The organism is Bradyrhizobium macuxiense (genome assembly GCF_007993935.1).
Classification (GTDB): Bacteria; Pseudomonadota; Alphaproteobacteria; order Rhizobiales; family Xanthobacteraceae; genus Bradyrhizobium; species Bradyrhizobium macuxiense_A.
The window spans coordinates 792,524-807,226 of record NZ_VITY01000002.1 but is presented as its reverse complement, the minus strand read 5'-3'; the positions used below and the strand labels follow the sequence as shown (position 1 = coordinate 807,226).

14 protein-coding genes are annotated in these 14,703 nt (G+C 65.9%); 12 read left to right on the top strand and 2 right to left on the bottom strand.

The features are described from left to right. The first annotated feature begins 3 nt into the window (after positions 1-3). Complete coding sequence (locus FBZ93_RS07780) at positions 4-1,458, top strand: GntP family permease (protein ID WP_146985327.1); 1,455 nt, start codon at positions 4-6, stop codon at positions 1,456-1,458. Positions 1,459-1,531: 73 nt separating this feature from the next. Here FBZ93_RS07780 and phnF read toward each other — a convergent pair whose 3' ends face one another. After that, a complete protein-coding gene (gene phnF / locus FBZ93_RS07775) occupies positions 1,532-2,257 on the bottom strand; it encodes a phosphonate metabolism transcriptional regulator PhnF (RefSeq protein WP_050423108.1) in 726 nt (241 codons plus the stop codon). Positions 2,258-2,361: 104 nt separating this feature from the next. Between phnF and phnG the strand changes: the two genes are divergently transcribed. Genes phnG through FBZ93_RS07730 form a run of 9 tightly spaced genes read left to right on the top strand, consistent with a single transcriptional unit; the run spans position 2,362 to position 9,331 of the window. Then, a complete protein-coding gene (phnG, locus tag FBZ93_RS07770; RefSeq protein ID WP_146985326.1) occupies positions 2,362-2,832 on the top strand; it encodes a phosphonate C-P lyase system protein PhnG in 471 nt (156 codons plus the stop codon). Between the two features lie 4 nt (positions 2,833-2,836). After that, positions 2,837-3,445 (top strand): phosphonate C-P lyase system protein PhnH, encoded by a 609-nt coding sequence (gene phnH / locus FBZ93_RS07765; RefSeq protein WP_167528954.1) that lies wholly within the window; start codon positions 2,837-2,839, stop codon positions 3,443-3,445. A gap of 3 nt (positions 3,446-3,448) precedes the next feature. Continuing rightward, a complete protein-coding gene (locus FBZ93_RS07760; RefSeq protein WP_146985324.1) occupies positions 3,449-4,552 on the top strand; it encodes a carbon-phosphorus lyase complex subunit PhnI in 1,104 nt (367 codons plus the stop codon). Further along, a complete protein-coding gene (locus FBZ93_RS07755) occupies positions 4,549-5,433 on the top strand; it encodes an alpha-D-ribose 1-methylphosphonate 5-phosphate C-P-lyase PhnJ (protein WP_146985323.1) in 885 nt (294 codons plus the stop codon). The genes FBZ93_RS07760 and FBZ93_RS07755 overlap by 4 nt, the downstream gene beginning before the upstream one ends. Next, entirely contained in the window at positions 5,426-6,223 is a 798-nt protein-coding gene (gene phnK / locus FBZ93_RS07750; RefSeq protein ID WP_146985322.1) for a phosphonate C-P lyase system protein PhnK, read from the top strand. The genes FBZ93_RS07755 and phnK overlap by 8 nt, the downstream gene beginning before the upstream one ends. A gap of 8 nt (positions 6,224-6,231) precedes the next feature. Then, positions 6,232-6,930 carry a phosphonate C-P lyase system protein PhnL gene (gene phnL, locus FBZ93_RS07745; RefSeq protein WP_167528953.1) on the top strand — a complete coding sequence of 233 codons (699 nt, stop codon included), beginning with the start codon at positions 6,232-6,234 and terminating at the stop codon, positions 6,928-6,930. Positions 6,931-6,943: 13 nt separating this feature from the next. Beyond that, positions 6,944-8,098, top strand: coding sequence for an alpha-D-ribose 1-methylphosphonate 5-triphosphate diphosphatase (locus tag FBZ93_RS07740; RefSeq protein WP_146985320.1), 1,155 nt, complete (start codon positions 6,944-6,946; stop codon positions 8,096-8,098). Next, complete coding sequence (gene phnN / locus FBZ93_RS07735) at positions 8,095-8,688, top strand: phosphonate metabolism protein/1,5-bisphosphokinase (PRPP-forming) PhnN (protein WP_146985319.1); 594 nt, start codon at positions 8,095-8,097, stop codon at positions 8,686-8,688. The genes FBZ93_RS07740 and phnN overlap by 4 nt, the downstream gene beginning before the upstream one ends. Positions 8,689-8,719: 31 nt before the next feature. Further along, the gene (locus FBZ93_RS07730) at positions 8,720-9,331 is read left to right on the top strand and encodes a pyridoxamine 5'-phosphate oxidase family protein (protein ID WP_146985318.1); all 612 of its coding nucleotides are present in this window, start codon (positions 8,720-8,722) and stop codon (positions 9,329-9,331) included. 13 nt (positions 9,332-9,344) lie between these two features. Here the strand turns inward: FBZ93_RS07730 and FBZ93_RS07725 are convergent, their stop codons facing one another. After that, positions 9,345-9,944: a TetR/AcrR family transcriptional regulator gene (locus FBZ93_RS07725; RefSeq protein ID WP_146985317.1), complete on the bottom strand. Its 600-nt coding sequence runs from the start codon at positions 9,942-9,944 to the stop codon at positions 9,345-9,347. 204 nt (positions 9,945-10,148) lie between these two features. On the opposite strand from FBZ93_RS07725, the gene FBZ93_RS07720 reads away from it, so the two are divergent. Next, on the top strand, positions 10,149-11,393 hold the full coding sequence (locus FBZ93_RS07720) for an efflux RND transporter periplasmic adaptor subunit (protein WP_146985316.1): 1,245 nt from the start codon (positions 10,149-10,151) through the stop codon (positions 11,391-11,393). A gap of 23 nt (positions 11,394-11,416) precedes the next feature. Continuing rightward, on the top strand, positions 11,417-14,599 hold the full coding sequence (locus tag FBZ93_RS07715; protein ID WP_146985315.1) for an efflux RND transporter permease subunit: 3,183 nt from the start codon (positions 11,417-11,419) through the stop codon (positions 14,597-14,599). Positions 14,600-14,703 lie beyond the last annotated feature (104 nt).

The following is a 14,703-nucleotide window of genomic DNA, read 5'->3' as shown; positions in this document are numbered from 1 at the left end:
GCCATGGGCCTCGTCGGAATCCTGGTTGCCCTTGGCCTGCTCATCTGGCTCTCGTTCCGCGGATGGAGCGTGCTCCTCCTGGCGCCGGCTGCCGCGATCGTCGCTGCGGCTTTCGCCGAAGAGCCCTTGCTTGCCCATTGGACGCAGACGTTCATGGGCGGCGCTGCGCAGTTCATCGCGCAATTCTTCCCAATATTTCTGCTCGGTGCGCTGTTCGGCAAGCTCATGGACGACAGCGGATCGGTCCACGCCATCGCCCATTTCATGAGCACCAAGCTAGGGGCGCGTCGTGCAATCCTCGCTGTGGTGCTTGCCGGCGCGATCGTCACCTACGGCGGGGTAAGCCTTTTCGTCGCCTTTTTCGTTTTGGCGCCGATGGCACGGGAAATGTTTCGCGTCGCGAACATCGCGCATCGTCTCATGCCGGCCACCATCGCTTTGGGCACCTCCACATTCACGATGTCGGCACTGCCCGGAACGCCCGCGATTCAAAATACGATTCCGATGCCGTTCTTCGGAACCACGCCGTTTGCGGCGCCCGGATTGGGAATCGTCGCTGCTGCGATCATGCTCGCATTCGGGCTCTGGTGGCTCAGCCGCGCCGAGGAATCGGCGCGCAAGACCGGTGAAGGCTATGGCGGAGACGAAGGGCTCGTCAGCGGAGCGGTCGCTGACGATCAATTCATCCGCGAGCGCGCTACATCGTCCCACGAGTTCGATCCGGCCGAAATAGCGCGTGGCAAGCGCGGCGATGTGCCGCCACCGATCGGCACGGCGGTCGTCCCGCTCCTCGTGGTCGTGGGCGTGAACCTGCTGATGTCGCTCCTGATCCTGCCGCGCCTCGATTTTTCGTTCCTCGCGCAGGAGCGCTGGGGCGAGACATCCCTTGCCGGCGTTGCCGGGGTGTGGTCGGTCGCAGTTGCTCTCGCCGCCGCCACGGCAACGCTCATCGCGCTCAATCGACCCCGTCTGACGGATTTGAGGGCGAGCATGGATGCCGGCGCCAACGCCTCGGTGCTCCCCATCTTCAGCGTCGCAAGCCTGGTCGGCTTTGGAGCCGTCGTCGCCGCACTGCCGGGCTTTGCGTTGGTGCGCGACTGGATGCTGTCGATCTCCGGCGGTCCACTCGTTTCTCTCGCCATCGCGACAAATATCCTTGCCGCATTGACCGGCTCCGCTTCCGGCGGATTGACCATTGCGCTCGATGCCCTTGGCGACACATACCTGCAAATTGCGCAGACTGCCCATATCGACCCGGGGCTCATGCACCGGGTTGCCGTGATCGGCTCCGGCACCCTGGATAGTCTGCCGCACAACGGCGCCGTCGTGACACTGCTCGCGGTCTGCGGCTCGACCCATCGCAAGAGCTACTTCGACATGGTGATGGCCAATATCGTTGGGCCGATCATTGCCTTGGCCATCGTTATCGCGTTGGGTTCGGTGCTCGGATCTTTTTAGTCGGCGCGCGCGGGTGATGCCGCGGGCGTGCGACGACTGCTTAATCTTCCAGTTCGGATTGCAGAGGGGACCGTCAGCCGTTCTCGACCAGGAATTCCACGCGCTCGGCGGCGAAGCGCGAGCGCTTGGTTACCAGCGGCTGGTCCAGCATGTCGACGTCGGTGGCGTCGACCACCAGCACCGGCCGTCCCAGCGGCAGATCGAGCCGTGCGGCGTCGGTGGCATCGACAATCGCCGCGGTGATCCGGGTCGAGGCGCGGTGGTAATCCTTCACCCCGTAATGCCCGAGCAGCTTCGTCATCGAGCGAACGTCGGCGAACACGCTACCGGCATCGGGAAACCGCTCGGCCGACAGCCAGGTGGTGGAGACGCAGATCGGCGTCCGGTCGGCGAGCCGCACCGCTTCGATCCGGATCAGCGGCGCGCCAATCTTCAGGCCGAGCTCGCGCGCGATCTCGCGGTTGGCGACATCGCTGCCGGCATCGATCAGCTGGCCGCGCGGCTCGTGGCCGCCGGCACCGACGATCTCCGAAAATCGCGTGCGTGAGCGCAGGGGATAAGCGAGGCGCTGGGCTTCGACATAGGTGCCGCTGCCGCGCTCGGCGCGCACCAGGCCGCGCTCCGCCAGTGCGGCGAGCGCGCGCCGCACGGTGTGGCGGTTGACCCGGTAAGTCTCGGCGATCTCCATCTCGCCCGGCAGCTTTTCGCCGGCAGCAAAGCGCCCGTCAGCGATGCCGCGCTCGATGCCGTCAGCGACTTGCCGCCACAAGGCGACGCCGGAACTTTCCTGCATGCTCATCGCGCGGTGATACCAGAAATCTTCGGTTTGTCACGAAACAGTCATGGCGCTCGGCTATCAAGTTGTCTATTATCATAGACAACTTGATGCAAGCAAGGTTGCACATGAGTTCGACCAGTTCGACCGGACCAGACAGCAAGCAGGCCCAGCGCAAGGCCGCGATGACGGTGCTGGCGCATTCCGCCGCGGCCGACATCGCGGGCAGGCTGGCTGCGATCGCGATCCCGAAGCATGAGAATCTGCGCGAGCCGGAGAACGGCCTCGTGATGATGCGCGGGCGGGTCGGCGGCGACGGCGCGCCGTTCAATCTCGGCGAGGCGACGGTGTCGCGCGCGGCGGTGCGGCTCGCGAGCGGCGAGGTCGGCTTCGGCTACACGCTCGGCCGCGACGCGCAGAAGGCGCAGATGATCGCGTTGTGCGACGCCATGGTGCAGTCCGCGGAATTGTGCGGCGAGGTCGAGGCAAAGGTGATCGCACCGCTGCGTGCCGCTGTGAACGCCGAGCGCGCCCGCAAGGCCGCCGAGGCCGCGGCGACGCGGGTTGATTTCTACACGATGGTGCGCGGTGAGGGGTGACGCAATGACGACGATTGCCGAAATGCCCGCAGGCTTTGCCGACAAGGTGCTGTCGGCGCAATCCACGTTCCGTTCCGTGATGGATGCGATGGCACGTCCGGGCAGCGTGCAGCGCGTCGCCGCTGATGTCGGAACACCCGCCGGCATGATGCGCGGCTCGGCCGCGATCGCGCTGACGCTGTTCGATCACGACACGCCGATCTGGCTCGACGCCGCGATGTCGGCGACGCCGGATGTCGCCCGCTGGCTCAAGTTTCACGCCAGTGCGCCGGTGGTTGGGGATTCCTCGATCGCAAGCTTCGCGCTGATCGGCGATGCGGCGAACCTGCCGGCGCTGGAACGCTTCGCGTTCGGCAGCAGCGAATATCCTGATCGCTCGACCACGCTGATCCTGCAGGTCGACAGCCTGACCCAGGGCCCGGCTTTCGAGCTGAAAGGCCCCGGCATCGACGGCAGCGCGGTGCTGCAGGCGATGCTCAAGCCGCGCGATTTGTTCCAGCGGCTTTCGGTCAACGAAGTCCTGTTCCCGCGCGGCATCGATGTCGTGCTGGTCCATGACGACAATATTGTCGCGATCCCGCGCACCACGCGGCTGATCGCAAGCGGAGTGTGAGCGATGTATGTAGCCGTCAAGGGAGGCGAGCGCGCCATCGAGAACGCTCATCGGCTGCTGGCGCATGAGCGGCGTGGCGATCGCGCTGTGCCCGAGGTGACGCTGGCGCAGATCTCCGAACAGCTCGCGCTCGGGGTCGACCGCGTGATGACCGAGGGTTCGCTGTATGACCGCGAGCTCGCGGCGCTGGCGATCAAGCAAGCCCGCGGCGACATGATCGAGGCGATCTTCCTGGTTCGCGCCTTCCGCGCCACGCTGCCGCGGTTCGGCGCGACCGATCCGGTCAACACCGGCGAGATGCAGGTGCGGCGGCGCATCTCCTCGACCTTCAAGGACGTTCCTGGCGGCCAGATCCTGGGGCCGACCTTCGACTACACCCATCGCCTGCTCGACCCGCAGCTCGCGGAAGGCTTTGTGCCGGAGCAGCCGGCGACCGCGGAGGCCTCACAGGCGGCAACGCCGCGGGTGACAGACATTCTCGGCCGCGATGGCCTGATCGAGACGTCGCCGCAGGCAGATAGCGACGCGCCGGTCGGCGACCTCACGCGCGAGCCGCTGAGCTTCCCGGCCGATCGCGACCTGCGGCTACAGAATCTGGCGCGCGGCGACGAGGGATTCCTGCTCGCGCTCGGCTATTCGACGCAGCGCGGTTATGGCCGCAACCATCCGTTCGCCGGCGAGATCCGCTTCGGCGAAGTCGAAGTCGAATTCTTTGCCGAGGATGTCGGCTTCGCGGTGCCGCTCGGCTCGGTCGAACTGACCGAATGCCAGATGGTCAACCAGTTCAAGGGCTCGACCACCGAGGCGCCGTGCTTCACCCGCGGCTATGGCCTTGCCTTCGGCCAGAGCGAGCGCAAGACCATGTCGATGGCGCTGGTCGACCGTGCGCTCCGCGCGCGCGAGCTCGGCGAAGAGGCGGGGGCGCCGGCGCAGGACGAGGAGTTCGTGATGTCGCACTCCGACAACGTCCAGTCGACCGGCTTCGTCGAGCATCTCAAGCTGCCGCACTACGTCGACTTCCAGTCCGAGCTCGGCCTGCTGCGCAAGCTGCGGCAGGAATTCGCCGAGGCCAACCAGGCGGTCGAACTGCAGGAGGCCGCGGAATGAACGCGCCGACGTACAACTTCGCCTATCTCGACGAGCAGACCAAGCGGATGATCCGCCGCGCGATCCTGAAGGCGATCGCGATCCCCGGCTATCAGGTGCCGTTCGCGAGCCGCGAGATGCCGATGCCCTATGGCTGGGGCACCGGCGGCGTGCAGGTGACGGCGGCGATCCTCGGTCCCGACGACGTGCTGAAGGTGATCGATCAGGGTTCGGACGACACCACCAATGCGATCTCGATCCGCAAATTCTTCGGCAAGACCGCGGGAGTCGCGACCACGACCTCGACCACGGATGCGACCGTGATCCAGACAAGGCACCGGATTCCCGAGGCGTCGCTGCACGCGGGGCAGGTGCTGGTCTATCAGGTGCCGATCCCCGAGCCGCTGCGCTTCCTGGAACCGCGCGAGACCGAGACGCGGCGGATGCATGCGCTCGCCGAATATGGGCTGATGCATGTCAAGCTCTACGAGGACATCGCGCGCTTCGGCCACATCGCGACCGCCTACGCCTATCCGGTGAAGGTGAATGCGCGCTACGTGATGGACCCGTCGCCGACCCCGAAATTCGACAATCCGAAGATGGACAATTGCGCGGCGCTGCAGCTGTTCGGCGCCGGCCGCGAAAAGCGCATCTACGCGATTCCGCCCTACACCACGGTGGTGTCGCTGGATTTCGAGGATCATCCGTTCACGCGCTACCGCTTCAATGCGCCCTGCGCGCTGTGCGGCGCCGACAATTCCTATCTCGACGAGATCGTCACCGACGACAAGGGCGGGCGGATGTTCGTCTGCTCCGACACCGACTTCTGCGAGCAGCGCCAGGCCGCCGGCCATCGCGGCACCGAGAGCGCAGCACCGCATAAGGAGAAGGCGCATGTCTGAGCTTTCGAGCCTCGACAACGACGAGCCGTTGCTGGTGGCCGAGGGGCTTGCCAAGAATTACGGCCGGCTGCCGGCCTGCCGCGATGTCTCGTTCGCGCTCTATCCCGGCGAGGTGCTGGCGATCGTCGGCGAATCCGGATCGGGCAAGTCGACCTTGCTGCAACTGCTGTCGGCGCAGCTCGCGCCGAGCGCGGGACGGGTGTCCTACCGGATGCGCGACGGCGTGCTGCGCGATCTCGCCGAACTCGGCGAAGCGGAGCGGCGCTTCCTGTTCCGCACAGACTGGGGCTTTGTGCATCAGGATCCGGCGCAGGGACTGCGCATGGGTGTCTCGGCCGGCGCCAATGTCGGCGAGCGGCTGATGGCGGTCGGCTGGAATCACTACGGTCGTATCAGAGACACCGCATCGACCTGGCTCGATCGGGTCGAGATCGATGTCGGCCGCATCGACGATGCGCCGAAGACCTATTCCGGCGGCATGCGGCAGCGGCTGCAGATCGCGCGCAATCTCGTCACCGAGCCGCGGCTGGTGTTCATGGACGAGCCGACCGGCGGCCTCGACGTCTCGGTGCAGGCGCGCCTGCTCGACCTGATGCGCAACCTGGTCAGCGAGCTTGGCCTCGCCGCCATCGTCGTGACCCACGATCTCGCGGTGGCGCGCCTGCTGTCGCATCGCGTGATGGTGATGAAGGGCGGCCGCGTCATCGAGACCGGCCTCACCGACCAGGTGCTCGACGATCCCCGCGAGCCCTATACCCAGCTGCTCGTTTCCTCGATTCTGCCGCCATGAGCTTGCCAATGACCGCGATGATCGAACTTGCCAACGCCGAGAAGACCTTCACCATGCATCTGCAGGGCGGCGTCGAGTTGCCCGTGGTGCGCGGCGTCTCGTTCCATGTCGATCCCGGCGAATGCGTGGTGCTGTCGGGCCCGTCGGGCGCCGGAAAATCCTCGATCCTGAAGATGATCTTCGGCAATTACCGCTGCGACAGCGGCCGGATCGGCATCCGCCACCACGGCAAGGTGGTTGACCTTGCGACCGCCGAGCCGCGCCAGGTGCTGAGCATCCGCCGCTCGACGATCGGCTATGTCAGCCAGTTCCTGCGCGCGGTGCCGCGGGTGGCGACCATCGACGTCGTCGCCGAGCCGTTGATCGTCAACGGCGTGGCGCGCGAGGAGGCCCGCGAACGTGCCGGCAAACTGCTGCGCCGGCTCAACATTCCGGATCGGCTGTGGACCCTGCCGCCCTCGACCTTCTCCGGCGGCGAGCAGCAGCGCGTCAACATCGCGCGTGGCTTCATCTCGGACCTGCCGATCCTGCTGCTGGACGAACCGACCGCTTCGCTCGATGCGGCGAATCGCGCAGTGGTGGTCGAGCTGATTGCGGAGAAAAAGACCAAGGGCGTCGCGATGGTCGCGATTGTCCATGACGACGAAATCCGCCATCTGATAGCCGATCGCATCGTCGATGTGACCTCGTTCGCCGCTGCTGCCTGAAGGACCGTTTGAAATGACCGCCAAGCAAGACACCATCGTCGGCAACGCCCGGCTGGTCCTCGCCGATCGCGTGATTGAGCAGGGCTGGGTCGCGATTTCTGACGGCAAGATCGCGGAGTTCGGCGAGGGCAGGGCGCCCGAGGCGGCCGAGGATGCCGGCGGCGATCTCCTGATGCCCGGGCTGATCGAGCTGCACACGGACCATCTCGAGATGCACTACGTGCCGCGGCCGAAGGTGTTCTGGAACCCGGTCGCCGCTGTGATCTCCTATGACGGGCAGCTCGCGACCTCAGGCATCACCACCGTGCTGGACTCGCTGCGGGTCTGGCGCGAGGACGGCGCCGAGGACGTCGATGGCCGCGCCGGCGTGCTGGCGGCGGCGATCTCGGCGGCGCGTGAGGAGGACCTGCTGCGCGCCGATCACTTCCTGCATCTGCGCTGCGAGGTGCCGATGCCTGACGTCGTCGCTGAGGCCAAGGAGCTGATCGACCGGCCGGACGTGCGGCTGATGTCGCTGATGGACCATACGCCGGGCCAGCGCCAGTTCCGCGACGAGGTCAAGCTGCGCGACTACTACCGCGGCAAGGGTGGGGGCATGACCGACGCCCAGCTCGACGTGCTGTTCGCCCGGCGCTTCGCCTATCAGAAGGAATATGCGGTCGCAAACACCCGCGCGATCGTCGCGCTGGCGCATGAGTACAAGATCCCGCTGGCGAGCCACGACGACACCACGGACGAGAACGTGGTCGACGCCGTCAACGACAAGGTCGCGGTCGCGGAATTCCCGACCACGATGGAAGCCGCGCGGGGCCTGCACGCCGCCGGCATCGACATCCTGATGGGCGCGCCGAACGTGGTGCGCGGCGGCTCGCATTCCGGCAACATCGCGGCGGTCGATCTCGCCAATGAGGGCATGCTCGATATCCTGTCATCGGACTACATCCCGTCGAGCTTGTTGATGGCGGCGCTGCAACTGCCGCGGCATGTGCCGGCGATCGATCTTGCCTCCGCCATCCGCACCGTGACCAAGACGCCGGCCGAAGCGGTTGGCCTCTCCGATCGCGGTGAGATCGCTGTCGGCCGGCGCGCCGACCTGATCCGCGTGCACGTCGCGCGTGACCTGCCTGTCGTGCGCAGCGTCTGGCGCGAAGGGGGGAGGGTCGCGTGACCGATGCGTCCGTGATCGCCGAGCAGCGCGCTGCGATCGGGCCGGGCCGGTTGATCCTGGTGGTCGGCCCGAGCGGCGCCGGCAAGGATACGCTGCTTGGGCTCGCGAAAGCGGCCTGCGCCGATGATCGCGGGATCGTGTTTCCCCGCCGCCTGATCACGCGCCAGGCCTCGGCGTCGGAAGACAATGAGGAGATCAGCGCGGAGGCCTTCCAGCACGCGGCAGCTAGCGGCGACTATGCCATGCATTGGGAAGCGCACGGCCACCGCTATGCGTTGTCGCGGGCCATCAACGACGATATCCGTGCCGGACGCACCGTGATCGCGAACGTCTCGCGCACGGTGATCGCGGTGGCGCGCCGCAACTATGCCAGTGCCATCGTCGTGCTGGTCACGGCGCCGCCGGACGTGCTGGCGGCACGGCTGGCCGCGCGGGCCCGCAGCAGCGACGGCCTGCTCGCGCAGCGGCTGGCCCGCACCGTCGACGAAAGCACCTCGACACCCGATTTCACCATCGTCAATTCCGGCACCGCCGAATATCACGCGCGACAGCTTGTCCGCATCATCAAGGGCGAACGCTGGGACGAATAACCACGACTAGCCACAAAGGAGAACAGCACTGATGTCGGTGATCTCTACGATCGAGCAGCTTGAGGCGATCTACGGCTTCCCGAACGACGCGTCGACCGTGAAGGTCTCCGATCACGTGACGCCGCTCTATCGTGTGCTCATCGAGAAATCGCCGTTCGTGTCGCTCGCGACCTCGGGGCCCGAGGGGCTCGATTGCTCGCCGCGCGGTGACCTGCCGGGCTTCGTGCGCATCCATGATGCGAAGACGCTGATGATGCCGGATCGCCGCGGCAACAATCGCTGCGATTCGCTGCGCAACATCGTGCGCGATCCCCGCGTTGGGCTGCTGTTCCTGATCCCGGGCTCGGGCAGCACGCTGCGCGTCAATGGCCGCGCCTATGTCACGGCCGAGCCGGAGCTGCTGGCTTCCTTCAAGATGGAAGGCAAGGCGCCGCGCACGGTCATCGTGATGAACGTGGAGGAGATCTACTTCCAGTGCGCCCGCGCGATCGTGCGCTCCGACCTGTGGAATCCGGACAAGCGAATCGATCCGGCAATCCTGCCGACGCCGGGCCAGATCCTTGCCGAGATGAGCGAGCACACGGTCGGCGGCGAGAAGTACGATCGTGAATGGCCGGAGCGCGCGCGGCAGACGATGTGGTGATGTCTAGGGTGGCTCAGGGCTTCGTCTGCTCCTCGAACGCCTTCAGCGACACCGCCGCGATCTCACGCAGCGTCTCGCGGTTCGCGCCCGAGGAGGCCATCACGCACATGCCCGATGTCACCGCGGAGAGATAACGCGCAAGCGTGGCCGGATCGACGCTCTCGCCGAGGTCATGTTCGGCCTTGGCGCGGACAAAGCGTTCGCGCAACTGGTCCTCGGTGCGGGTGCGGCGCGCCGCCAGTTCGAACGGAACATTCGCCGAGCCGGTGCCGCAGGCAAGGCCGCCCTGGACCAGCAGACAGCCGGGCGGGTTGGCGGGGTCGGTCTGGGCGTCCGCATGCTCCATCAGAAATCGTTCTGCGACCTCGTGCGCGGTCGCAGCGCTGACCACCCTGTCCATCCAGGCGTCGCGCTTTTCGGTGTAGCGGTCGAGCGCAGCCTTCAGCAGGCCTTCCTTACTGCCGAAGGCGGCGTAGAGGCTCGGGGGATTGATGCTCATCGCCTCGGTGAGCTGCGCGATGGTCGCGCCCTCATATCCGTGGCGCCAGAACACGTCCATGGCGCGGTCCAAGGCGGCGTCCGCGTCGAAGGCGCGGGGGCGTCCCATTCCCATTTCTCGTTACTCCGTAAGCCGGGTGCCGTTTCTGTGACGGATCGTCCCTGGCTTATCCTCTTGTTGCACGTGATGTTTTTCCCGTGACTTCCCATTTCCCCATGAATGAGATAATAATTCGTAGCGCTTGATACATAAGTATCTTGCGAACCGGCGTCCAGCTCCACATTTGTAGCGAACACTACAGATATCTGGAGCGCGTGAATGCCCTCGTCAACCCAAAATCCCCGTTCCGGCCGGTTCCGACGCGTCGTCGGCGGTGTCGCGATCCTTGGCGCCCTGGCCGTCGCCGGTTCGATCGCGACCGGCCATCATTTCCATGCCGCGCAGGCAACCGCGACCGCCGCCGCGCCCGAACCCGCGGTGCCGGTGACGGTCGCCGTGATCCAGCCGCGGCCGACCACCCTGTTCGATGACTTCTCGGGCCGGCTCGAGGCCGTCGACCGCGTCCAGCTGCGGCCCCGCGTGGCCGGCGCGATCCTTTCGGCCAACTTCACCGAGGGCGCGCTGGTGAAGTCCGGCGACATCCTGTTCAAGATCGACCCCGCGCCTTACGCGGCCGAGGTCGACCGCGCCCAGGCGCAGCTCGAGGCGGCCAAGGCCCGCGTCGTGTTCACCACGAGCGAAGTCGAGCGCGGCGCACAGCTGGTCGGCAACAATATTGTGACCAAGCGCGACTTCGACCAGCGCGACAATGCCAATCGCGAGGCGATCGCCAACGTCAAGGCCGCTGAAGCCGCGCTGCAAACCGCAAAGCTCAATCTCGATTACACCGAGGTCCGCGCACCGGTCGACGGCCGGGTCGGCCGGATCGAGGTCACCGTCGGTAATCTCGTCGCGGCGGGTACGTCGTCGCCGGTCCTGACCTCGCTGGTCTCGGTCAATCCGATCTATGCGAGCTTCGATGCGGACGAGGAAGTCGTGCTGCGCGCGCTGAACTCGATCGCGGATGCCTCCGGCAAGCGCGGCAATCTCGATCAGATCCCGGTCGACATGGTGACCTCGGGCGGCCTCAGCGCCAAGGGACACATCCAGCTGATCGACAACCAGGTCAACGGGCAGAGCGGCACGATCCGCGTCCGCGCCGTGTTCAAGAACGACGACGGCCGCCTGATCCCCGGACAGTTCGCCCGCGTGCGCATGGGCCAGCCCAAGCAGCAGACCTTGGTGCTGATCGACGAGCGCGCCGTCGGCACCGACCAGGACAAGAAGTTCGTCATGCTGGTCGGCGACGACAGCCGCGCCGTCTATCGCTCCGTCACGCTCGGCGGCGCGGTCGATGGCCTGCGGATCGTCACCGCCGGCCTGAAATCCGGCGACCGCATCGTCGTCAACGGCCTGCAGCGCGTGCGCCCCGGCGCACTTCTGAAGATGGAAGTCGCCGAGATGGGCGCGCGCGGCATGCAGCAGGCATCCACTGAAACCAACCAGCACGTCGTGCAGCGCTAGGCGCTGCACGCGGGGGCGGAGCCATGAATCTCTCAAAATTCTTCATCGACCGGCCGATCTTCGCCGGCGTGCTATCGATCCTGATCTTCCTGGCCGGCCTGATCTCGCTGGTGGCGATGCCGATCTCGGAATATCCCGACGTGGTGCCGCCGTCGGTCGTGGTGCGCGCGACCTATCCCGGCGCCAATCCGAAGGTGATCGCCGAGACGGTGGCAACGCCGATCGAGGAGCAGATCAACGGCGTCGAAGGCATGCTCTATATGTCGAGCCAGGCGACCACCGACGGCGCGATGACGCTGACGGTGACGTTCCGGCTCGGCACCGATCCCGACAAGGCGACCCAGCTGGTGCAGAACCGCGTACAGCAGGCCGAGCCGCGCCTGCCGGCCGTGGTGCGCCAGCTCGGCATCATCACCAAGAAGAGCTCGCCCGACCTCACCATGGTCGTGCATCTGCTGTCGCCCAACAACCGCTACGACATGACGTATCTGCGCAATTACGCAGTGCTCAACGTCAAGGACCGGCTGGCGCGGATCGACGGCGTCGGCGACGTCCAGCTCTATGGCGCCGGCGACTATTCGATGCGGGTCTGGGTCGATCCGCAGAAGGCCGCCGAGCATGCGCTGACCGCGAGCGACGTGGTGCGCGCGATCCAGGCGCAGAATGTCGAGGCCGCCGCCGGCGTGGTCGGCTCCTCGCCCAGCGTCAAGGGCCTCGACCTGCAGCTCTCGGTCAACGCCGAGGGACGGCTGTCGACCGAGGAGCAGTTCGGCGACATCGTGGTCAAGACCGGTTCGGCCGGCGAGGTGGTGCGGCTGCGTGACGTCGCCCGGATCGAGCTCGGCGCCTCCGAATACGGCCTGCGCTCGCTACTCGACAACAAGCAGGCGGTCGCGATCCCGATCTTCCAGGCGCCCGGTTCGAACGCGCTGGAGATCTCCGACCATGTCCGCGCGACGATGGCCGAGATCAAGAAGAACATGCCCGAGGGCGTATCGTACCAGATCGTCTACGATCCCACCCAATTCGTGCGCTCCTCGATCGAGGCCGTCATTCACACCCTGCTCGAGGCGATCGCGCTGGTCGTGCTGGTCGTGATCCTGTTCCTGCAGACCTGGCGCGCCTCGATCATTCCGCTGATCGCGGTCCCGGTGTCGATCGTCGGCACCTTCGCGGTGATGCACGTGTTCGGCTTCTCGATCAACGCGCTCAGCCTGTTCGGACTGGTGCTGGCGATCGGCATCGTGGTCGACGACGCCATCGTCGTGGTCGAGAACGTCGAGCGCAACATCGAATCCGGCCTGTCGCCGCGCGATGCCACCAACCAGGCGATGCGCGAAGTGTCCGGCCCGATCATCGCGATCGCGCTGGTCCTGATCGCGGTGTTCGTGCCGCTCGCCTTCATCTCCGGCCTCACCGGACAGTTCTACAAGCAGTTCGCGCTGACGATCGCGATCTCGACCGTGATCTCGGCGATCAACTCTCTGACGCTGTCGCCGGCACTGTCGGCGCTGCTGCTGAAGGGGCATCACGAGCCGAAGGACTGGCTGACCCGGGTCATGGAAAGGTCGCTGGGCTGGTTCTTCCGCGGCTTCAACAAGGTCTTCACCAAGTCGTCCGCGAACTACGGCCGCACCGTCACCAAGGTGATCTACGGCAAGGCCGTGGTGATCGGTCTCTATGTGCTGCTGATCGGCTTGACCGGCGTGCTGTTCAAGCAGGTGCCGTCGGGCTTCGTGCCGGGCCAGGACAAGCAGTATCTGGTCGGCTTTGCCCGGCTGCCTGATGGCGCGACGCTCGATCGCACCGAGGAAGTGATCCGCAAGATGAGCGACATCGCGCTGACCCAGCCCGGTGTCGAAAGCTCGGTGGCGTTCCCCGGTCTGTCGATCTCCGGCTTCACCAACTCCTCCAACGCCGGCATCGTGTTCTCGACCCTGAAGCCGTTCGACGAGCGCAAGGATCCCTCGCTGAGCGGCCCGGCGATCGCGGCGGCGCTGAACAAGAAATATGCCGGCATCCAGGATGCCTTCATCGCCATGTTCCCGCCGCCGCCGGTCAACGGCCTCGGCACCATCGGCGGCTTCAAGCTGCAGATCGAGGACCGCGCCGGCCTCGGCTACGAGGCGCTGAACGACGCCACCAAGGCGTTCATGGCGGCGATGCAGAAGGCGCCGGAGATCGCCGGCGTGTTCTCGAGCTTCCAGGTCAACGTGCCGCAGCTGTTCGCCGACATCGACCGCACCAAGGCGTTGCAGCTCGGCGTGCCGGTGACGGAGGTCTTCAACACGCTGCAGATCTATCTCGGCTCCTACTACGTCAACGACTTCAACAAATTCGGCCGCACCTATTCGGTCTATGTGCAGGCGGACGCGCCGTTCCGCGCGCGGGCCGACGACATCAGGCAGCTGAAGGTGCGCTCGTCGTCCGGTGACATGGTGCCGCTGTCGGCGTTGTTGAAGGTCCGCCAGAGTGCCGGGCCGGAGCGCGCGATCCGCTACAACGGCTTCCTGTCGTCTGATATCAACGCCGCTGCCGCACCGGGGTATTCCTCCGGCCAGGCACAGGAGGCAGCGACGCGGATCGCGGCCGAAGTGCTGCCGCCTGGCTTTGCCTTCGAATGGACCGACCTGACCTATCAGGAGTTCATCGCCGGCAATTCCGGGATCTGGGTGTTTCCGCTCGCGATCCTCCTGGTGTTCCTGGTGCTCGCCGCGCTCTATGAGAGCCTGGCGCTGCCGCTCTCGATCATCATGATCGTGCCGATGGGGCTGTTGGCCGCGATGTTCGGGGTCTGGCTGTCGAAGGGCGACAACAACGTCTTCACCCAGATCGGCCTGATCGTGCTGGTGGGCTTGTCGGCCAAGAACGCCATCCTGATCGTCGAATTCGCGCGCGAGCTCGAATTCGCCGGCCGCTCACCGATCAGAGCCGCGATCGAGGCGAGCCGGCTGCGGCTGCGGCCGATCCTGATGACGTCGATGGCGTTCATCATGGGCGTGCTGCCGCTGGTGCTGTCGACCGGTGCGGGCTCGGAGATGCGGCGCGCGATGGGCGTCGCGGTGTTCTCCGGCATGATCGGCGTCACGGTGTTCGGCCTGTTCCTGACGCCGGTGTTCTATGTGCTGCTGCGCACGGTCACCGGCATGAAGCCGTTGACGCAGCACGGCGAGGCGACCATCCCCGGAAAAGCACACGCGGCATGATGCCGCGTGTGGCAGAGCGTTTTCGAGCGAAGTGGATACCGGTTCGCGTGAAGAAAACGCGTCAAAACAAGAAACGAGAGCTACGGTTTTGATCGAATCAAAAC